An 18,253-nucleotide genomic window follows, 5' to 3' on the forward strand; every position below is an offset into this window, starting at 1 on the left:
GAGGAACCGGCCACGCTGGACGGTTATGGGCCGATCCCGCCGTCCATGGCCCGCCGGCTCGTCGCCGACGGCGGAACGTCCTTCCTCCGTGTGCTTACCGACCCGCGGGACGGTGCGCCGCTGGAGATCGGACGCACCAGGTACCGGCTGACGAAACCGATACGCCAATGGCTGCGGCTCCGCGACGCCCGGTGCACGTTCCCCAACTGCAACAACCACTCCCTGGACAACGACGCCGACCACATCCTCGCGTGGGCGGACGGCGGCGGCACCGGCATCGCCAACCTCGGCCAAACCTGCGCCAAACACCACCGGCTCAAACACGCCACGGCGTGGCAACCGGTCCGCGCCACCCGCGAGAGCCCGCCCGGGTGGGTCTCACCCAACGGACGGTCCTACCCGGCCGAGTACCAGGACTGGGAACCACCCAACTGGCCAGAACCACCGCCAGACCAACGCTGGCGGCAACTGCCACCCGGCCGGGATAGGCCAGAACCACCGCCAGACCGAGGCTGGCAGCAACTGCCGCCCGGCCAGGATTGGCCGGAGCCGGAGGATTGCCCGGAGGCGCAGGATTGGCTGGAGCCGCCGGCCCGACCCGATGACCCAGATCCACCGCTGCCTTTGGATCCCTGGCCCTACTGGTCCTCGCCCACGGCCGCGTAATGTCGGGTCGCCGTTCCGGTGCCCACCCACTATGTCAGTGGTGAGCATCGGCATGCCTGTAGGCCTGACCTGCGCAAGCCTCTCCTAAGCAGGGCGCGCCTGAAACAGAGCCTGCGTGAGATTCGGTGGTCAGTGCTCACAGGTGCCGGTGCACGGTCAGGTGCGGGACCAGCGGTATTCGTTCTCGGGGCGGCCCGGAGCACCGTACCGGGCCGTCCGGGACACCGTCCCGGCGTCGGCAAGGTATTCAAGGTAGCGGCGCGCAGTTACCCTCGACATGCCCAGGGCAGTCATGACTTCGGTGGCCGAGACGGCGCCGGGCTGTTCCTTAATAAAGTCGCGGACGGCGTCGAGCGTTGACGGGGCCAGGCCCTTCGGAAGCGGCAGCTCCGACGGCGCCCGAAGGCTCGCGAAGGCCTGGTCCACGTCGCTCTGTGACGCTGCTCCCTTCGCCGAGCCCGCCGCCGGTCCCGCGAGCTGTTCACGGAACTGCCGGTAACTGTCCAGCTTGTCCGCGAACGTCGCATACGTGAACGGCTTGATGAGGTACTGCACGACGCCAATGGAGACGGCGCTGCGGACAATCGCCAGCTCCCGAACAGCTGTGATCGCAATGATGTCGGCGAAGTGCCCGGCGGAGCGCATCCGCCGGGCGATGTCGAGGCCGTGCAGATCCGGCAGGTTCATGTCCAACAGAACCAACTCCACCGGGCTGCCTGCGACGGAGAATTCGGTGAGCATCCGGAGCGCCGACTGCCCGTCGGGAGCCGCTCCCGCCAGCGTGAAGCCGTCCACCCTGCCCACATAGGCGGCGTGTGCCGCGGCTGCGACGGGCTCGTCCTCGACGACGAGGACTCGGATGTCTGTCACGTGTGCTCCTCCGGGAGACTCGATGTGGCCGTGCTTGAGGGAAAGGTGCTAGACGGAAAGGTGCTGGAGGGAAACGCGTCTGCAGGAAGTGTGCCTGCGGAAGGTGTGTCCGGTGCGATGGCGGCCGGAAGCTCGATGTGGAAGCGCGCCCCGCCGGTGCTGGAGTTGCTGATGGTCATGGTACCGGCAAGGCGCTGGACGGCCTGTTTCACCAGTGCAAGGCCAAGGCCCCGCCCAAAGGGCCCGGCCGCCTTGGTGCTGAAACCGTAGCGGAACACGTCGTCCACAGCTGCTGGGTCAATGCCCTTGCCCGAATCCTGCACGGTAATGCCCAGGCAGCCGCCCGTTGTGTCCACCCGCAGCTCCACCCGCCTGGGCGACGGGGCGTCGGCGGCGGCGTCGATGGCATTGTCCAGCAGGTTGCCGACGACCGTGACAAGGTCCTGTACCGCCAGGTCCCCGGTAAGGGCCGGCCCGGACGCCTCGACCACGAGTTCCACGCCGCGCTCATGGGATTGGGCCGCCTTGCCCATGACCAGGGCGCTCAGCACGGGCTCGTGGACTGAACCGACCACGTCGTCCGCCAGTTGTTGGCTCAGCTCAAGGTCCTTCGTGGCAAAGTCGAGGGCCTCCTCCGTCCTGCCCAGCTCCAACAGGGAAACCATGGTGTGCAGCCGGTTTGCATGCTCGTGGGTCTGGGCGCGGAGGGCATCTGAGAGCGTCCGCATGCTCTCAAGCTCGGTGCCCAGGGACTCGATCTCCGTGCGGTCGCGGATGGTGGCCACGGTGCCAAAAACCTGGCCCCGCTGTCGCCCGGGGGAGGACTCAGGCCCCACGGCCGGGCGCTGGTTGACCACCAGCACGCCGGCACGGGTCAGATGGATCTCGTCGTGGGCAGAGCGTCCCGATTCGAAGAGCTCCTTCAGGCTGGGGGCAAGGGGCAGGTCCGCGAGCAGCGGCGTGGCCGCGTGGTCGTCCTCCGCTTCCCGCGGCTCCAGCCCCAGCAGTTCCGCCGCCTGGTCGTTGTAGATGACCACCCGTCCGGCCGGATCAATCAGGACAACCCCTTCCCGGACGGAATGGAGCACCGATTCGTAATAGGCGAACAGCTGGGCCAGCTGCTCGGGACCCCACCCCCTGGTCACCCGCCGCAGGTAGCGGCCAAGAAACCACGACGCCAGCGATCCGCCCGCAAGCAGGGAGCCGGATACGGCCAGCAGCGCAGGCAACCTGCCGGACACCGCCACATCCACCGTGTTGACGGTGACGCCGGCTGCCACGAGCGCGCGGACCGCCCCGCGGGCATCCTTCACCGGGGCAATCGTCCGCACCGACGGCCCCAGCGTCCCGGCGGTGATCTCGGTGAACACCCGGCCTTGGAGGGCCTCCTCGATCGATCCGATATAGGGGCGGCCCAGCTCCTCCTCCAGCGGGTGCGTCCACCGTGTCCGGTCCGGCGCCATGATCGTGATGAAGTCGGCGCCGGAGTCGGCCATGACCTTCAGCGCGTAGGGCTGCAGCTGCGCCGAGGGGTTCCCGGTGCCTGCGGCCTGCAGGACCAGCGGGTTATCGGCGATGGACGTCGCCAACGCCCCCATCCGGCGGCCGGCCTCGTCGTAGGCATGGTCCCGTGCGTCCACGAAAACGGCCGTCCCGACGATGGCCGTGAGGGCCAGCATGAACAGCAGGTTCGCCATAAACAGCCGCCTCGCGATGCTCCAGCGGTGGATCATCAACACCTCCCATGACCAATATGAACGCAACGGTGAGCCAAGTCACTCCGTAGCGAATGATGGAAATCACAAAGGACCGACGCGCGGAGCCCAGATTGTGCCGAAGCGTCTTCCAGATTATCCATAAGGAGAGAAAGATGGCTTCTCAACGAGGAGAGTCGGCAGTGCCGGCCACAGCCGAGCGCAAGGGACTCGACAAGTCCCACTACCTGTACATCGCCGTTATCGCGGCGGTCATTCTCGGCGCTCTGGTGGGACTGCTGTTCCCCGAGGTCGGGAAATCACTCAAGCCCCTCGGTGACGGCTTCATCAAGCTGATCAAGATGATGATCGGCCCGGTCATCTTCTGCACCATCGTGCTGGGCATCGGCTCCATCGCCAAGGCGGCCACCGTCGGAAAGGTCGGCGGACTGGCCCTGGGCTACTTCATCGTCATGTCCACCTTCGCGCTGGCGATCGGCCTCGTGGTTGGCAATCTCATCCACCCGGGTGAAGGGCTGCAGCTCGCGCCGTACGACCCCAACAAGAAGGCGGCAGCCGACAGCACAGTTGACTTCCTCCTGGGCATTATTCCCAGCGACATCCCCGTGCTTCCCACCCTGCTCGCCGCCATCCTCGTCGGCTTCGCTCTGCAGAAGATGGGCCCGCAGGGTGCGCCGATCCTGAAGGCCATCGCTCACGGCCAGGCCCTGGTCTTCCGCATCCTGATCATGATCATGTGGCTCGCCCCGGTGGGCGCCTTCGGTGCCATCGCTGCAGTGGTCGGCGCCACGGGCTTCCAGGCCATCATCAGCATGTTCACCCTGATGATCGCGTTCTACATCACCTGTGCGCTGTTCATCGTCGTCATCCTCGGCGGCATCCTGCAGGTTGTCACCGGCGTGAACATCTTCAAGCTGATGAAGTACCTGGCCCGCGAATACCTGCTGATCTTCTCGACGTCGTCCTCCGAAGCGGCCCTGCCGCGGCTCATCGCCAAGATGGAGCACCTGGGTGTCTCCAAGCCGGTTGTCGGCGTGACGGTCCCCACCGGCTACTCCTTCAACCTGGACGGCACGGCCATCTACCTGACCATGGCATCGCTCTTCGTGGCCAACGCCATGGGAACGCCGCTGGACCTAGGCGCCCAGATCTCCCTGCTGGTCTTCATGATCATCGCCTCCAAGGGCGCGGCCGGCGTCACCGGAGCCGGCCTGGCCACCCTGGCCGCAGGCCTGCAGGCCCATCAGCCGGCTCTGCTGGGCGGCGTGGGCATGATCGTGGGCATCGACCGCTTCATGTCCGAGGCCCGTGCACTGACCAACTTCACCGGTAACGCCGTCGCCACCCTGCTGGTCGGCACCTGGGTCAAGGAGGTCGACGGCGAGCAGGTCAACCGGGTGCTCTCCGGCCAGGCGCCTTTCGACGAGCAGACGATGGAGGCGCACCAGCACGGCAGGCTGGCAACGCTGGAGCCCGCCGTACCTGTCAAGGCCTGACGCCCGGGCACCAGTACAGCAATGAGACCGCCCGCACAGGCCCAGCCTGTGCGGGCGGTTTCATTGCTGCCGCAACCCAACCTTCGACCTCAGGTACAAGGTAAAGGCTCAAACACCATGAAAAGTCAAGGTCCACGGAATGCCGTGTCGGGCGCTGTAGCCTTGGGGTGGAAGAAGCAGGGGCGCTGGCAGACAGCGGCAGAAAAATCACCGTCATCGAAAGTGTGGATAGATACGTGAGCAGCGAACAGGGTTCAGCAACTCTGGAAGGCACGGAACTCGACCTGGAAGACGCCGTCATGGGTCCCACAGGCCGCCCCCACCGCGAATTTCCGGAGCCCGCGCCGCTGTCCTCCCATGGACCGGCCCGCGTCATAGCCATGGTTAACCAGAAGGGCGGGGTGGGCAAGACCACCTCCACCATCAACCTTGCCGCAGCGCTCGCCGAATACGGCCGCCGCGTGCTCCTGGTGGATTTCGACCCGCAGGGCGCGCTGTCCGCCGGGCTCGGAGTCAACCCCCACGAACTCGACCTGACCGTCTACAACGTCCTCATGGACCGCAAGATCGACATCCGCGAGGCCATCCACCAGACCGGCGTGCAGAACGTGGACCTGCTGCCGGCCAACATCGACCTCTCCGCGGCCGAAGTCCAGCTGGTCAACGAGGTGGCCCGCGAGCAGGTGCTCGACCGGGCGCTGAAGAAGGTCGAGGACGAGTACGACGTCGTGCTCATCGACTGCCAGCCTTCCCTCGGTCTGCTCACCGTCAACGCCCTGACCGCAGCGCACGGCGTAATCATTCCGCTCATCTGCGAATTCTTCGCACTGCGCGCGGTGGCGCTCCTGGTCGAAACCATCGACAAGGTCCAGGACCGCCTCAACCCGCGGCTGCAGGTGGACGGCGTGCTGGCCACGATGTACGACGCCCGCACGCTGCACAGCCGCGAGGTCATCAGCCGCCTCGTGGAAGCCTTCGGGGACAAGGTCTTCGAAACCGTGATCAAGCGTTCCATTAAGTTCGCCGACGCCACCGTGGCCGCCGAACCCATCACCAGCTACGCCGGAAACCACGTGGGTGCCGACGCCTACCGCCGCCTCGCCAAGGAACTGATTTCGCGCGGCGGCGCGCCTTAGCCCGGATGACCGCAGAGCCGGCAACGCCCCCCGCCGAAACCAGGCGATCCGGCTTCGAAGTGCGCCTTGCCAACTTCACTGGCCCCTTCGACCTCCTGCTGGGACTGATCTCCAAACACCAGCTCGACATCACCGAGGTGGCGCTTGCCACGGTGACCGACGAGTTCATCCGGTACATCCGGAACCTGCAGGAGCTGGGGGAGGAGTGGGCCCTCGACGAGGCCAGTGAGTTCCTCGTCATCGCGGCCACGCTGCTGGACCTGAAGGCGGCGCGCCTGCTGCCCGCGGGGGAGGTGGAGGACGACGACGACATCGCCCTCCTCGAAGCACGCGACCTGCTTTTCGCCCGGCTGCTGCAGTACAAGGCGTTCAAGCAGGTTGCGGCGCTGATGGACACCACCCTGGAACTGGAGTCCCGCCGGTATCCGCGGCAGGTCGCCCTTGAGGAGCACTTCGCGGCGATGCTGCCGGAGCTCGTCTGGAAGCACAGCCCCGAACAGTTCGCGGCCCTGGCAGAGGCTGCCCTAAAGCCCAAGGCTCCGGCGCCGACGGAAGTAGGGGTGGCCCACCTGCACGGCAGCACGGTGAGCGTCCGCGAACAGGCCGAGCTGATCGGCCTGCGGCTGCAGGCCGGCGGGCCCCTGACATTCCGTGCGCTGGTAGCCGACGCCGAGTCCACCCTTGTTGTGGTGGCCCGTTTCCTTGCGCTGCTGGAATTGTTCAGGGACCAGGTGGTGGCCCTTGACCAGGTTGCGCCGCTGGGCGACCTGACTGTGCGCTGGACCGCCGCCGGCACGGAGTGGACCGCGGAGCACCTGAGCGAGGAATACGAGGAGCAACAATGACGGATCCAGTTGCGCGCCGGGAGCGCGCAGCGCTCGAGGCGGTACTGATGGTGCTGGACGAGCCAGCCTCTGCCACCGACCTCGCCGCCGGCCTCAACATGACGGTGTCCGCCGTCGAGGCGCTGCTGCTGGATCTGCAGCGCGAGTATGACGGCTATACTGTTAAAGCCCCGGATATGGAAACTGGCAGTAATCATCGCCCTGAGCATGAACTTGCTTCCAGCCCCCGGGGCTTTGAATTGCGGAACGTCGCCGGCGGCTGGCGCATCTACTCCCGGGCTGAATTCGCCGACGTCGTCGGTGCCTTTGTCCTGGAGGGGCAGACGGCCCGGCTGACCCAGGCGGCGCTTGAGACACTCGCCGTCATCGCCTACCGGCAGCCGGTATCCAGGGCAAGGGTGTCTGCGATTCGCGGGGTCAACGTTGACTCTGTTGTGCGGACGCTGACCCAGCGTGGGCTGATTGAGGATGCGGGAACGGATCCGGAATCCGGCGCTGTCCTGTACCGCACGACGTCGTATTTCCTTGAACGCATGGGAATCGGATCGGTGGCCGAGCTGCCTCAGATCTCACCCCACCTTCCGGGGCTTGAAGGAATTGAAGAGTTCTACGACGCCGGAAGAATGTAGGCCGCGCGCCTGCGAAGCAGTTTTTACCAGGGCAGATTTAATCTGCAGGGCTGGCTAGTGTTGTTCTTGGACAACCTTTGCCGGTCAAAATCACAGAGGACGGGTCATGACACAGGCGGGACGCCAGGGTTCACCACGTAACAGCTTCGGACGCAAAGGTCCGGAGCGCAACGCCGCACGCGGAGCGGCACAGGGCCGCGCGGCAGGCGCCGGGAAGCGCGACTTCCCCAAGGGCGGCGACCGCCCTTCCGGCGACCGCACCTACAAGGCCAAGCCCCGCGAGGAGCGCTTCGTCGATCCCGATGAAGCGCCCGCGGGCCGCAGGCCGGCCGGCGACTGGAAGCCGGGCGCCAAGGCCCCTGCGCCCAGGACCGGCGCACCCAAGGCCGGTGCACGCAAGGCCGCCGGTGCCCGGAAGCCTGGCGCGAACAAGGCGCCCGGCACCCCCGGCGCGCTGAAGCCCAAGCCGGGCGCACCCAAGGCTGCGGGCGCGCGCGCCTTCGGCAGCGAACGCTTCGGCCGGAACCTGGGGCCGGTCCGCAGGCCGGCCCGCGGCCGCGGACCCCGTGCCGAGGTGCCGCAGTCCGAGGTCCACGACGCCGACGGCGTCCGCCTGCAGAAGGTCATGGCCTCCGCCGGCGTGGCCTCCCGCCGCGTCTGCGAAGAGATGATTGCGGAGGGCCGCGTCGAGGTCGACGGCAAGGTTGTTACGGAGCTCGGCGTCCGCGTCGACCCCAAGACCTCGGTCATCCACGTGGACGGCCTGCGCATCCAGCTTGATGACACGCTGGTCTACATGGTGTTCAACAAGCCCAAGGGCGTGGTGTCCACCATGGAGGACCCCGAGGGCCGGCCGTGCGTCAGCGACTACATCCGCAACAACCAGGGTGAACGGCTGTTCCACGTCGGGCGCCTGGACGTGGCCACCGAGGGCCTGCTGCTGCTGACCAACGACGGCGAACTGGCCAACCGCCTGACCCACCCCTCCTACGAGGTCCCCAAGACCTACCTGGTCCAGGTCCGCGGGCCGTTCCCGCAGGGCGTTGGCGCGCAGCTCAAGGAAGGCATTGAACTCGAGGACGGCTTCGCATCAGTTGACTCCTTCAGGCTGGTGGACTCGACCCCGGGCCACGTGCTGATCGAAGTGGTGCTGCACTCGGGCAAGAACCGCATCGTCCGGCGTCTGTTCGACGCTGTCGGTTTCCCGGTGCTGCGCCTGGTGCGCGTCAAGGTCGGCCCCATCGGCCTGGGCGACCAGCGCCAGGGAAGCATCCGCAACCTCGGCAAGCAGGAAGTCGGCCACCTGCTGGCATCCGTGGGGCTGTAAGGGATGTCGGCTTTCCGTACGCACGGCCGCGGGCACCTGAACGGCCCGGTCGTCGTCATTGGCACGGGCCTGCTCGGGACCAGCATCGGACTCGGCCTGCGCGGCCGCGGCGTTGCCGTCTACCTGTCCGATCCATCGCCGACCAACCAGGCAGTCGCCGTCGATATCGGCGCGGGGCTCGCGCTGACGGCCATGGGGGATGAGCGTCCTGAACTCGTAGTAGTCGCATCTCCGCCGGACGTGACCGCGGATGTTGTGGAACGTGCGCTGGCAGACTACCCGGACGCCACCGTCGTCGACATCGCCAGCGTCAAGGCGGCGATCCTCCATGAGCTGCGCAGCCGGGAAGCGGACCTCTGCCGCTACGTGGGCACCCATCCGATGGCCGGGCGCGAGAAGTCCGGCCCCGTCGCTGCCCGCGGCGAGCTCTTCACCTCCATGCCGTGGGTCGTGTGCCCGGCTGAGGAATCCTCGGCCGGTGCGGTGCAGGCCGCGAGTGCACTGGCCACGGACCTGGGTGCCCTCGTTTCGCAGTTCACGGCTGAGGAGCACGATCAAGCCGTGGCCCTGGTCTCCCATTTGCCGCAGGTGATGTCCTCGCTGCTGGCGAGCCGGCTGCAGGACACGCCGCTGGGCGCACTCTCCCTGGCGGGAAACGGGCTCCGCGACACCACCCGCATTGCGGCCAGCGACCCCACCCTTTGGGTCCAGATCCTGGGGGCGAATGCCGGCAAGGTGGTGGAGATCCTCTACGGTGTCCGGGAAGACCTCAACCGGCTGATCGGCACCCTGGAGGATCCCGCGGCCGCAGGGGCCCGGCTTGACCTGGCCCAGCTGATGAGCGAGGGCAACGCCGGGCAGGCCCGGATTCCGGGCAAGCACGGCGGACCGCCGCAGGCGTATTCCTGGCTCACCGTGCTTGTCGATGACCGGCCCGGCCAGATCGCCAGGCTGCTGACCGAGATCGGCGAGATCGGCGTCAACCTTGAGGACCTCCGCCTGGACCACTCGTCCGGGCAGAACGTGGGCATGGTGGAGATCTCTGTCCTGCCCAGCGCGCATGACCTCCTTGTAGAAGCACTAAGCGACCGTGGATGGCGGGTACTTCAGTAATGACACAGGAACTGATCGACACTTTGCCTGCCCTCCGGCTGGGCCGCCCGCTGGTGGTGGCCATCGACGGGCCGTCCGGCTCGGGAAAGTCAAGCGTCAGCAAGGAAGTGGCCCGCCGCCTCAACCTTGCCTACCTGGACACCGGCGCCATGTACCGGGCCCTGACCTGGTACTGCCTCGACCGCGGAACGGACCTGACCGACGCCTCCGCCGTCGAACTGGCCGCCGAAGAACTTCCGCTGGACATCAGCACCACCCCGCACACCGGGTTTGTACTGGTCGATGGCACGGACGTTACAGACGCCATCAGGGAACCGGCCATTTCCTCGGCGGTCAGCGCCGTGGCTACGACGCTCGGTGCCAGGACGGAACTGATCCGCCGCCAGCGTGCCCTGATCGAAAAGCACAACCGCCGCATGGTGGTGGAGGGGCGGGACATCACCACCGTCGTCGTGCCCGGTGCGCAGGTGCGCATGCTCCTGACCGCAAGCGAGGAGGCCCGGCTCCGCCGCCGCGGCATTCAGCTGGGCGGCACGCAAAGTGCCGAGCAGCTGGCAGCCCAGGTGACCCAGCGGGACGCGAAGGACTCCACCGTGGTGAACTTCACGCAGGCGGCGGACGGCGTGGTGACGCTGGATTCGTCCGAGCTGGACTTCGAGGAAACCGTGGCCGCCGCGCTGCGCATCGTCACCAAGGTCATCAACCATGAGTGATTCCGCCAGGACGCCGGGGACTGCGGTTCCGGGCACCCGGCTCCCGGGCAGCTGGACGATGGGGTGGAGCCGGCCCGTCGGCCGGTTCCTGAACAACATTGTCTACCGCACCGCCGTCACCGGGCGCTCCAACGTTCCCGCCGCGGGGCCGGTGATCTTCGCAGGAAACCACATCAGCTTCCTCGACGGACCGGTCATGTTCGGCGCGTCGCCCCGGCCCATGCACATCCTCGTTAAGAAGGAAATGTTCAAGGGCTTCCTGGGCCGCGTGCTGAGGGCTTCGGGCCAGCTTCCGGTTGACCGGGCGGGGGACCGGTCGGTCCTGCAGCTCAGCAAGGACGTGCTCGACGCCGGCCGCTGCATCGGCATCCTCCCCGAGGGAACCCGGGGGAGCGGCACCGCAGCCGGCATCAGCAACGGGGTGGCATGGCTCGCCCTGAATTCCGACGCCGTCGTGGTCCCCGTGGCCATCCTGGGCACGCGGAAGGGCGGCGAGCACCTGGACAGTGTGCCCCGCCCGGGCCGCAAGCTGCACGTCAGCTTCGGCAAGCCCCTCACGGTTGGCCGCAATCCCGGGGAAACCGGCCGTGCTTCAATGGACAGGGCGGCCACCGAAATCCGGGACATGCTGGCCGCCCATGTCCGAGACACCGTCCGGCTCAGCGGGCTGCCCTTGCCCTCCGCGGATCATCCGCATCAACGTTCCACCGCAGTAGCCGGACCGCCGGCAGACCACCATTAAGGAAAGTGCAATGAGCGATACGACTCAAACTTCCGGCCACTCCGGCGCCGGCGAAGACGAATACACGCCCACCGGCACAGACCAGGTGGCAGAACATCTGGCGGCCATGGACGACGACGAGGCGGAGCTTCGTGCCGCCTCCCTCCGCGCCGGACTGGACGATTACGAACTCGACGAGGACGACGCCGCGCTCCTCAGCGGCCTGCACGACGAGGACGAGCTGGAAGGCCCGCTCAAGCTGGACCCCGTGCTCGCCATCATCGGCCGCCCGAACGTCGGCAAGTCCACCCTCGTCAACCGCATCCTGGGCCGCCGCGAGGCGGTCGTGGAGGACACCCCCGGCGTGACCCGCGACCGCGTGATGTACTCGGCGAACTGGAACGGCAGGAACTTCACCGTCGTCGACACCGGCGGCTGGGAACACGATGCCCGCGGCATCCACGCCCGAGTGGCCGAACAGGCCGAAATGGCGGTCGAGCTGGCCGACGCCGTGCTGTTCGTCGTCGACTCGGCCGTGGGCGCAACCGCCACGGACGAAGGCGTCATGAAGATGCTCCGGCGAAGCAAGAAGCCAGTCATCCTCGTCGCCAACAAGGTGGACGACTTCGTGCAGGAAGCTGACTCCGCCGTCCTGTGGGGCCTGGGCTTCGGCGAGCCGTACCCCGTCTCCGCGCTGCACGGCCGCGGCGTCGCGGACCTGCTGGACCACGTCATGGACACCCTGCCGGAGTTCTCCACCATCGAGGGCGTGGAACGCTCCGGCGGCCCGCGCCGGATCGCACTGATCGGACGGCCCAACGTGGGCAAGTCCTCCCTCCTGAACAAGCTGGCCGGCTCCGAACGCGTGGTGGTGGACAACACCGCCGGCACTACCCGCGACCCGGTTGACGAATTCATCGAGCTCGGCGGCCAAACCTGGCGGTTCGTGGACACCGCCGGCATCCGCCGGCGCCAGCACATGGCGCAGGGCGCGGATTTCTATGCCTCCCTCCGGACCCAAAGCGCGCTGGAAAAGGCGGAGGTCGCCGTCGTTCTTCTTGCCGTTGACGAGGTGCTCAGCGAACAGGACGTCCGCATCCTCCAGCTGGCCATCGAATCGGGGCGTGCCCTGGTGCTCGCATTCAACAAATGGGACCTGCTGGACGACGAGCGCCGCCGGTACCTCGAACGCGAAATCGAGCAGGACCTGGCCCACGTGGAGTGGGCTCCCCGGGTGAACATCTCCGCCAAGACCGGCTGGCACAAGGACCGCCTGGTTCCCGCCCTCGAGCTGGCGCTGGAAAACTGGGACCGGCGCATCCCAACCGGACGGCTCAACGCCTTCCTGGGCGAGCTGGTGGCCGCGCATCCGCACCCGGTCCGCGGCGGCAAGCAGCCCCGCATCCTCTTCGGCACCCAGGCCTCCAGCCGGCCGCCGAAGTTCGTCCTCTTCACCACGGGATTCCTGGATCCCGGCTACCGACGTTTCATCACCCGCCGCCTGCGGGAAACCTTTGGCTTCGAAGGCACGCCCATCGAAGTCAACATGCGTGTGCGTGAAAAGCGCGGCAAGAAGCGTTAATTGGGACACACCGGGCGGCGATTGCCGGAAAGTGTCACTTGCACCGCCCGGAATCGTGTAAGCTCTTCTAGGTGGTTCGGCCGGACTGCTTAGGTGAAATTCTTCAGAACATTCACCGAGGCGGAGAACGGCGGAACTGACGGGCTGTAGCGCAGCTTGGTAGCGCACTTGACTGGGGGTCAAGGGGTCGCAGGTTCAAATCCTGTCAGCCCGACCACAACGAAACCCCGCCAACCCAAACAGGGTAGGCGGGGTTTTTTGTTGCCCGGACGACGGCGGTGCGTCGGGTCACCGGACAGGGCAGCACAGCAGGTGCTACTTGAGGAAGCGCGACGTCCTGCGGTCGGCCAGGATCTTGCCGTTGGTCTGGCAGGTGGGGCAGTACTGCAGTGCAGTATCGGCGAAAGACACTTCCCGGACCGTGTCCCCGCATACCGGGCAGGCCTGGCCGGCGCGGCCATGCACGCTCATGCCGCTTCGCTTCGCGTCCTTGAGGTCGGCGGGCGCCTTCCCCTGCGCTTGCGCCACCGCTGCTCCCAGCACGGAATGGATGGCATCGAACAGGATCCCGACCTTCGCCGGCTCCAGGGAATTGGCCATGGCAAATGGGGAGATTTTCGCTGCATGCAGGATTTCGTCGCTGTAGGCGTTGCCAATCCCGGCGATGACACTCTGGCTGCGCAGTACGCCCTTGATCTGGTGTGCGTGGCCGGCGAGGATCTCGGCGAACATCTCCAGGCTGAACGCGGCGGCCAGGGGATCGGGTCCGAGGTCGGCGATACCCGGAACGTCGCCCGGTTTCGACACCACGTAGATCGCCAGCCCCTTCTTGGTGCCGGCCTCGGTCAGGTCGACGCCCATCTTATTGCCGTCAGCTCCGGCCAAATGCAGGCGGGCAGCGATGGGCCCCTTGCCGGGCCGCAGCGGATCCGGCGAGGGTTTTTCGGTGAAGCGGACCCAGCCGGCCCTGGCGAGATGGAAGACGAAGTGCAGGCCGCCGACGTCGATGCTGACGAACTTCCCGAAGCGCTCCACGCCCGCGATGGTTCGGCCCACCAGCGCCGTGTAGGGCGGGTCGGCCGTCTTGAGCACGGCCACAGACAGGATCTGCAGCTTCTCCAGCACCGCGCCGCGCAGCCGCGCGTCGAGGAACGTGCTCAGTGCGGCCACCTCAGGTAGTTCCGGCATGGCACCACTTTGCCACACCCCACGCCGGATTGGGCGGCTCCCGCGGGGGCATCATGGCACATCCGGGGCCCAGGGAGTTGTGCATATACTTTCAACCGGTGGCTGTTCCCCAAGCCTCCGTTGACATTGGTGATAGACCCGATGAAAGGCCCCTGATGAGCAACATTCCCTCTGATCTGTCCTACACCGCCGAACACGAATGGGTGTCCGCACCGAACGCCGATGGTGTGGTCCGCGTGGGGATCACTGACTTCGCCCAGGACGCCCTCGGGGATGTCGTCTACGCCCAGATGCCCGAAGTTGGTACCAGTGTTAAGGCAAACGACGTCGTGGGTGAGGTCGAATCCACCAAGAGCGTCAGCGATATTTACGCGCCCGTCTCGGGCGAAATCGTGGCCCGCAACGAGGCACTCGACACCGATTCAGCCCTTATCAACTCCGATCCGTACGGTGACGGCTGGCTCATTGAAGTCAAGCTCGCCGAAGCTGATGCGGTGGATTCCCTGCTCAGTGCATCGGAGTACGAACAACAGGTAGGCTAAAGCTAACCGGTCCCGCTGCCCGGCCTGCGGAGTCCAGCATTGGAGCCCGATGGCCGGTCGGTGGGCGGCATACCGGGGCTGCCAGGCAGTCCCGGACGGTACGCGTTGATTGCAGGGGGACATCTGCAACGAAAGAGGAGGAATCCATGGTTGGCGGCGAACGGAACCACACCAACGGCGATTACGGCACAGGTGCGGGCAGGTCCTCGGAAACCACCTCGATCAACCTCACTCCAATTCGTGATGAGCCCACGATCGTGCCCAAGCTTTCCCCTGAGGAGCGCTCTGCCGTCGAGGCACTGCCCTCCGGCTCTGCCCTGCTCGTGGCCCACAGCGGGCCGAACTCGGGTGCCCGTTTTCTTCTTGACTCCGATGTCACCACGGCCGGGCGGCACCCGGATGCTGACATTTTCCTCGACGACGTGACGGTGTCCCGCCGGCACGTCGAGTTCCGGCGCACACCGCGGAGCTTCGAGGTGGTGGACACCGGAAGCCTGAACGGCACCTATGTCAACCATGACCGCGTGGACAGCGTGGAACTGAGGTCCGGAAACGAAGTCCAGATTGGCAAGTTCCGTCTCACCTTCTACCTGAGCCCTGCCCGCGCAGCAGGACGCGTCTGATTCGGAGCGGCTGCCTGTGGCAATGGCACAACCGGAGCGCCGGGGACCGCTGGTCCTGAACATCGGGGAAGTGCTCGCTCAATTGAGCGATGACTTTCCGAGCATGACGGCGTCAAAAATCAGGTTCCTTGAGGAAAAGGGGCTCATCAATCCGCGGCGCACGCCTGCCGGTTACCGGCAGTACTCGGACAGCGACGTCGAACGGCTTCGCTTTGTCCTGTCGCTCCAGCGCGACCAGTACCTGCCACTGAAGGTCATCAAGGATTACCTTGACGCGATCGACAGGGGCGAGCGGCCGGAGAACCTTCCGCCCGGGGTGACGGTGTCCCCGCGGATCGTCTCGGACGAACTCGCCGCGGAACTGCAGAACAAGGCGCGCAGGCTCAGTGAAGAGCAGCTGCGCGCGGAGTCGGGCGCCAGCGTGCCGCTCCTGCAGTCCCTGCTGAGCTTCGGCCTCATCGGGCACACCGACGGCAAATTCGACGAGCACGCTCTCCAGGTGGCCCGCGCCTGCGTCCAGCTGGAGAGCCACGGCCTGGAGCCCCGGCACCTCCGCCCCTTCCAAGCGGCCGCGGAGCGCGAGTTCGGACTCGTGGAACGCGCCGTGGCCACCCTCACCTCGCGCAGGGACGCTGCGTCACAGGCCCGCGCGGCCGAGGCCGCCCGGGAGATCAGCGACCTTTGCCTCACCCTGCACCGGGCCCTTGTCCAGGACCGTATTTCGCGGATGGAAATCTGATGATTGAAGTCGAGATTGTGGGCGTCCGCATCGAACTGCCCTCAAACCAGCCACTGGTTCTGCTGCGGGAGATGCACGGAGAACGGCACGTGCCCATCTGGATCGGCACGCCCGAGGCCAGCGCCATCGCGCTGGCCCAGCAGGGCGTGGTGCCGCCGCGTCCCATGACCCACGACCTCCTCGTGGACGTCGTGGAGACGCTCGGCCATTCCGTGGTCAGCGTGAACATCGTGGCGGTGGAGGACAACATCTTTTACGGCCAGCTCCAGTTCGACAACGGGGCCACAGTAAGCTCCCGGGCGTCCGACGCCCTCGCCATCGCACTGCGCGCCAAGTGTCGGATCTGGTGCGCTGACTCTGTCATGGACGAGGCCGGCGTGCGCATCACCGAGCATGACGAGGGTGAGGACACGGAGCCCGGGCCCACCGTTGACGAGGAGCGCGAGCTGCGGAGGTTCCGGGAGTTCCTGGACGACGTGGAACCCGAGGATTTCGACGGCTAAAGGTCACGTTAAGGTTAAAGTTAAGGCTGAACCTTTCGACACGCCCCAATAATCATGCGAACGTCTTTGACCTTGGGCCGTGGCAGGCCTAACGTCGAAGGTACCAAGTTCCCATTGCATACGACAGCGGCGCAAGTCACACTGGAAAGTGCTACTCCGGCCGAATTACAAGCGTGAATTTCATCCGGACTTCATGCGCGTAGCAGCTGTTGCGGCAACTTCCTCAGGGGAGCTCATGACAAGGAGGATCCACGTGAGTCCGAAAGGCGAAGCAGGCGAGCTGAAGCAGCCCTCGACGGCCGGCGTTGCCGTGCCTGCAAGCGGCGCTCAGGGCCTTCTCTTCACCGAGGATCTCCCGGTCCTGGACGAGGACGCCGGCTACCGCGGGCCGACGGCCTGCAAGGCCGCCGGCATCACCTACCGGCAGCTCGACTACTGGGCCCGCACCGGCCTCGTCGAGCCTGCAGTCCGCGGCGCAGCAGGCTCCGGTTCCCAGCGGCTGTACGGTTTCCGCGACATCCTGGTCCTTAAGGTCGTCAAGCGGCTGCTGGACACCGGCGTCTCGCTGCAGCAGATCCGCAGCGCCGTGGAGCACCTCCGCGAACGCGGCGTCGAGGACCTTGCACAGATCACCCTCATGAGCGACGGCGCCAGCGTCTACGAATGTACCTCCGCGGACGAGGTCATCGACCTCGTGCAGGGCGGCCAGGGCGTCTTCGGCATCGCCGTGGGGCGCGTGTGGCGCGAAGTCGAGGGAAGCCTCGCCTCGCTGCCCAGCGAGCACGCCGGCGTGCAGACGTTCCCGGACGACGAACTCAGCAAGCGCCGCGCGGCCCGCAAGACCGGCTAGCGCCAGCCACAAAAAGCAAGGAGAAGGCCGCTTCCCGTTGGGGAGGCGACCTTCTCTGCGTTTGAGGCTGCGGCCGTCTGCGTTTGCGGCCGGGAGACAGTGTGGGATTCCCAGCTTCCTGTTAGTTAGCGGGCGCTCCGGCTGCGGCTGGTCTTGTTGGTGGCCATGAGGTTCCCGAGCAGCGTGTCGTAGAGCCCGGCCGCGGCCTTGGCGGAGTCGCCCGGCCAGTGGTGGACGGAATGCGCTGCGCCCTGGATCTGCTGCCAGTTGGCCTGTTCCGGGATGTGCGGAGTGAGCAGGAGGTCGCCGAACATCGCCTGCATCTCAGCAAGCCGGAAAGCGTGCTCGGAGGATCCGGAGCGCACGCGGTTGGCCACGATGCCCGCTGGGGACAGGTTGGGCGCAAATTCCTGGCGGAACAGCTGGATGGCCCGCATGGTGCGCTCGGTGCCGGCCACCGAGAAGAGGCCGGGCTCGGCGACCAGGGCCACCTTGTTGCTTGCGGACCAAGCCATGCGCGTGAGGCCGTTCAGGGACGGCGGGCAGTCCACAAGGATGAGTTCGTAGGTGTCTGCGCCGGACAGCACAGCGGACAGCCTGCGAAGATCGCGCTTGCCGAGGTCGGGCCGGTCGTAGATGCCGGTGTATGCGGACCCGACGGCGACGTCGAGCACCGCCGGGCCGGAACCGTTCACTGCTACCCGGCTGATCCAGCCGCTGGATACGACGTTCTCGGAAAGTTTGGCCTTGCGCGGATTCTTCAGCATCCTGCCGATGTCCAGCCTGTCGCTGGGCTGCACCCCGAGGGCTGTGCTGGCGTCCGCATGGGGATCGAGGTCCACTACGAGGGTTGGGATGCCTGCGGCCAGTGCCGCAGACGCCAGTCCGGTTGTAACGGATGTCTTGCCGACACCGCCCTTGAGGCTGCTGATGCTGACTACTTGCACTTGATAAACCAATACCTAACGCCGGTTGCCGTGTTGGGGTACGTTCCG

General features: G+C 66.5%; 19 protein-coding genes and 1 tRNA gene. 16 read left to right on the top strand and 4 right to left on the bottom strand.

Features of this window, described 5'->3' with window-relative positions:
* A partial coding sequence (locus tag AC1DFE_RS15625; RefSeq protein WP_476906791.1) for an HNH endonuclease signature motif containing protein occupies positions 1–666 on the top strand: 666 nt, incomplete at its 5' end.
* 156 nt (positions 667–822) lie between these two features.
* On the opposite strand, the gene AC1DFE_RS15630 is transcribed toward AC1DFE_RS15625, so the two are convergent.
* Together AC1DFE_RS15630 and AC1DFE_RS15635 are read right to left on the bottom strand one after the other, a co-directional pair.
* A complete protein-coding gene (locus tag AC1DFE_RS15630) occupies positions 823–1,536 on the bottom strand; it encodes a response regulator (RefSeq protein ID WP_476906792.1) in 714 nt (237 codons plus the stop codon).
* Entirely contained in the window at positions 1,533–3,269 is a 1,737-nt protein-coding gene (locus tag AC1DFE_RS15635) for a sensor histidine kinase (RefSeq protein WP_476906793.1), read from the bottom strand. The genes AC1DFE_RS15630 and AC1DFE_RS15635 overlap by 4 nt, the downstream gene beginning before the upstream one ends.
* Positions 3,270–3,406: 137 nt before the next feature.
* Here AC1DFE_RS15635 and AC1DFE_RS15640 point away from each other — a divergent pair, with 137 nt between their 5' ends.
* The 10 genes from AC1DFE_RS15640 to AC1DFE_RS15685 all read left to right on the top strand — a co-directional run bounded on the left by AC1DFE_RS15640 (position 3,407) and on the right by AC1DFE_RS15685 (position 13,030).
* Positions 3,407–4,747 (top strand): cation:dicarboxylate symporter family transporter, encoded by a 1,341-nt coding sequence (locus AC1DFE_RS15640; RefSeq protein ID WP_476906794.1) that lies wholly within the window; start codon positions 3,407–3,409, stop codon positions 4,745–4,747.
* 236 nt (positions 4,748–4,983) lie between these two features.
* Positions 4,984–5,883 carry a ParA family protein gene (locus AC1DFE_RS15645; RefSeq protein WP_476906795.1) on the top strand — a complete coding sequence of 300 codons (900 nt, stop codon included), beginning with the start codon at positions 4,984–4,986 and terminating at the stop codon, positions 5,881–5,883.
* Between the two features lie 5 nt (positions 5,884–5,888).
* A complete protein-coding gene (locus AC1DFE_RS15650) occupies positions 5,889–6,728 on the top strand; it encodes a segregation and condensation protein A (protein ID WP_476906796.1) in 840 nt (279 codons plus the stop codon).
* Positions 6,725–7,357: an SMC-Scp complex subunit ScpB gene (scpB, locus tag AC1DFE_RS15655; protein ID WP_476906797.1), complete on the top strand. Its 633-nt coding sequence runs from the start codon at positions 6,725–6,727 to the stop codon at positions 7,355–7,357. The genes AC1DFE_RS15650 and scpB overlap by 4 nt, the downstream gene beginning before the upstream one ends.
* 106 nt (positions 7,358–7,463) lie before the next feature.
* Positions 7,464–8,684 carry a pseudouridine synthase gene (locus tag AC1DFE_RS15660; protein ID WP_476906798.1) on the top strand — a complete coding sequence of 407 codons (1,221 nt, stop codon included), beginning with the start codon at positions 7,464–7,466 and terminating at the stop codon, positions 8,682–8,684.
* A 3-nt stretch (positions 8,685–8,687) separates the two neighbouring features.
* Entirely contained in the window at positions 8,688–9,797 is a 1,110-nt protein-coding gene (locus AC1DFE_RS15665) for a prephenate dehydrogenase (protein ID WP_476906799.1), read from the top strand.
* Positions 9,797–10,510 carry a (d)CMP kinase gene (cmk, locus tag AC1DFE_RS15670; RefSeq protein WP_476906800.1) on the top strand — a complete coding sequence of 238 codons (714 nt, stop codon included), beginning with the start codon at positions 9,797–9,799 and terminating at the stop codon, positions 10,508–10,510. Before AC1DFE_RS15665 ends, cmk begins: the two co-directional genes overlap by 1 nt.
* Before the next feature lie 58 nt (positions 10,511–10,568).
* Positions 10,569–11,252 carry a lysophospholipid acyltransferase family protein gene (locus tag AC1DFE_RS15675; protein WP_476906857.1) on the top strand — a complete coding sequence of 228 codons (684 nt, stop codon included), beginning with the start codon at positions 10,569–10,571 and terminating at the stop codon, positions 11,250–11,252.
* A gap of 10 nt (positions 11,253–11,262) precedes the next feature.
* Positions 11,263–12,813 carry a ribosome biogenesis GTPase Der gene (der, locus tag AC1DFE_RS15680; RefSeq protein WP_476906801.1) on the top strand — a complete coding sequence of 517 codons (1,551 nt, stop codon included), beginning with the start codon at positions 11,263–11,265 and terminating at the stop codon, positions 12,811–12,813.
* 140 nt (positions 12,814–12,953) lie between these two features.
* Positions 12,954–13,030: transfer RNA gene (locus AC1DFE_RS15685), tRNA-Pro, on the top strand.
* A 98-nt stretch (positions 13,031–13,128) separates the two neighbouring features.
* On the opposite strand, the gene AC1DFE_RS15690 is transcribed toward AC1DFE_RS15685, so the two are convergent.
* Positions 13,129–14,001 carry an Fpg/Nei family DNA glycosylase gene (locus AC1DFE_RS15690; RefSeq protein ID WP_476906802.1) on the bottom strand — a complete coding sequence of 291 codons (873 nt, stop codon included), beginning with the start codon at positions 13,999–14,001 and terminating at the stop codon, positions 13,129–13,131.
* A gap of 155 nt (positions 14,002–14,156) precedes the next feature.
* Between AC1DFE_RS15690 and gcvH the strand changes: the two genes are divergently transcribed.
* The 5 genes from gcvH (at position 14,157) to AC1DFE_RS15715 (ending at position 17,258) form a co-directional block, all read left to right on the top strand.
* Positions 14,157–14,543: a glycine cleavage system protein GcvH gene (gene gcvH / locus AC1DFE_RS15695; protein WP_476906803.1), complete on the top strand. Its 387-nt coding sequence runs from the start codon at positions 14,157–14,159 to the stop codon at positions 14,541–14,543.
* 146 nt (positions 14,544–14,689) lie between these two features.
* The gene (locus tag AC1DFE_RS15700) at positions 14,690–15,166 is read left to right on the top strand and encodes an FHA domain-containing protein (RefSeq protein WP_476906804.1); all 477 of its coding nucleotides are present in this window, start codon (positions 14,690–14,692) and stop codon (positions 15,164–15,166) included.
* Between the two features lie 22 nt (positions 15,167–15,188).
* A complete protein-coding gene (gene ftsR / locus AC1DFE_RS15705) occupies positions 15,189–15,905 on the top strand; it encodes a transcriptional regulator FtsR (RefSeq protein WP_043418625.1) in 717 nt (238 codons plus the stop codon).
* Positions 15,905–16,408, top strand: a complete 504-nt coding sequence (locus AC1DFE_RS15710) for a bifunctional nuclease family protein (RefSeq protein ID WP_377997760.1) — start codon at positions 15,905–15,907, stop codon at positions 16,406–16,408. Before ftsR ends, AC1DFE_RS15710 begins: the two co-directional genes overlap by 1 nt.
* A 253-nt stretch (positions 16,409–16,661) precedes the next feature.
* A complete protein-coding gene (locus AC1DFE_RS15715) occupies positions 16,662–17,258 on the top strand; it encodes a MerR family transcriptional regulator (RefSeq protein ID WP_476906805.1) in 597 nt (198 codons plus the stop codon).
* 125 nt (positions 17,259–17,383) lie between these two features.
* On the opposite strand, the gene AC1DFE_RS15720 is transcribed toward AC1DFE_RS15715, so the two are convergent.
* Positions 17,384–18,205 (bottom strand): ParA family protein, encoded by an 822-nt coding sequence (locus AC1DFE_RS15720; protein ID WP_476906806.1) that lies wholly within the window; start codon positions 18,203–18,205, stop codon positions 17,384–17,386.
* Positions 18,206–18,253 lie beyond the last annotated feature (48 nt).

Source organism: Arthrobacter sp. 05T423 (assembly GCF_056396245.1).

What these genes read in the sequence shown, in the direction of transcription:
- AC1DFE_RS15635 (WP_476906793.1), bottom strand. Translation starts at nt 3,269, where the DNA reads ATGATCCACCGCTGGAGCATCGCGAGGCGGCTGTTTATGGCGAACCTG.
- AC1DFE_RS15640 (WP_476906794.1), top strand. Translation starts at nt 3,407, where the DNA reads ATGGCTTCTCAACGAGGAGAGTCGGCAGTGCCGGCCACAGCCGAGCGC.
- AC1DFE_RS15650 (WP_476906796.1), top strand. Translation starts at nt 5,889, where the DNA reads ATGACCGCAGAGCCGGCAACGCCCCCCGCCGAAACCAGGCGATCCGGC.
- scpB (WP_476906797.1), top strand. Translation starts at nt 6,725, where the DNA reads ATGACGGATCCAGTTGCGCGCCGGGAGCGCGCAGCGCTCGAGGCGGTA.
- AC1DFE_RS15660 (WP_476906798.1), top strand. Translation starts at nt 7,464, where the DNA reads ATGACACAGGCGGGACGCCAGGGTTCACCACGTAACAGCTTCGGACGC.
- AC1DFE_RS15665 (WP_476906799.1), top strand. Translation starts at nt 8,688, where the DNA reads ATGTCGGCTTTCCGTACGCACGGCCGCGGGCACCTGAACGGCCCGGTC.
- cmk (WP_476906800.1), top strand. Translation starts at nt 9,797, where the DNA reads ATGACACAGGAACTGATCGACACTTTGCCTGCCCTCCGGCTGGGCCGC.
- AC1DFE_RS15675 (WP_476906857.1), top strand. Translation starts at nt 10,569, where the DNA reads ATGGGGTGGAGCCGGCCCGTCGGCCGGTTCCTGAACAACATTGTCTAC.
- der (WP_476906801.1), top strand. Translation starts at nt 11,263, where the DNA reads ATGAGCGATACGACTCAAACTTCCGGCCACTCCGGCGCCGGCGAAGAC.
- AC1DFE_RS15690 (WP_476906802.1), bottom strand. Translation starts at nt 14,001, where the DNA reads ATGCCGGAACTACCTGAGGTGGCCGCACTGAGCACGTTCCTCGACGCG.
- gcvH (WP_476906803.1), top strand. Translation starts at nt 14,157, where the DNA reads ATGAGCAACATTCCCTCTGATCTGTCCTACACCGCCGAACACGAATGG.
- AC1DFE_RS15700 (WP_476906804.1), top strand. Translation starts at nt 14,690, where the DNA reads ATGGTTGGCGGCGAACGGAACCACACCAACGGCGATTACGGCACAGGT.
- ftsR (WP_043418625.1), top strand. Translation starts at nt 15,189, where the DNA reads ATGGCACAACCGGAGCGCCGGGGACCGCTGGTCCTGAACATCGGGGAA.
- AC1DFE_RS15710 (WP_377997760.1), top strand. Translation starts at nt 15,905, where the DNA reads ATGATTGAAGTCGAGATTGTGGGCGTCCGCATCGAACTGCCCTCAAAC.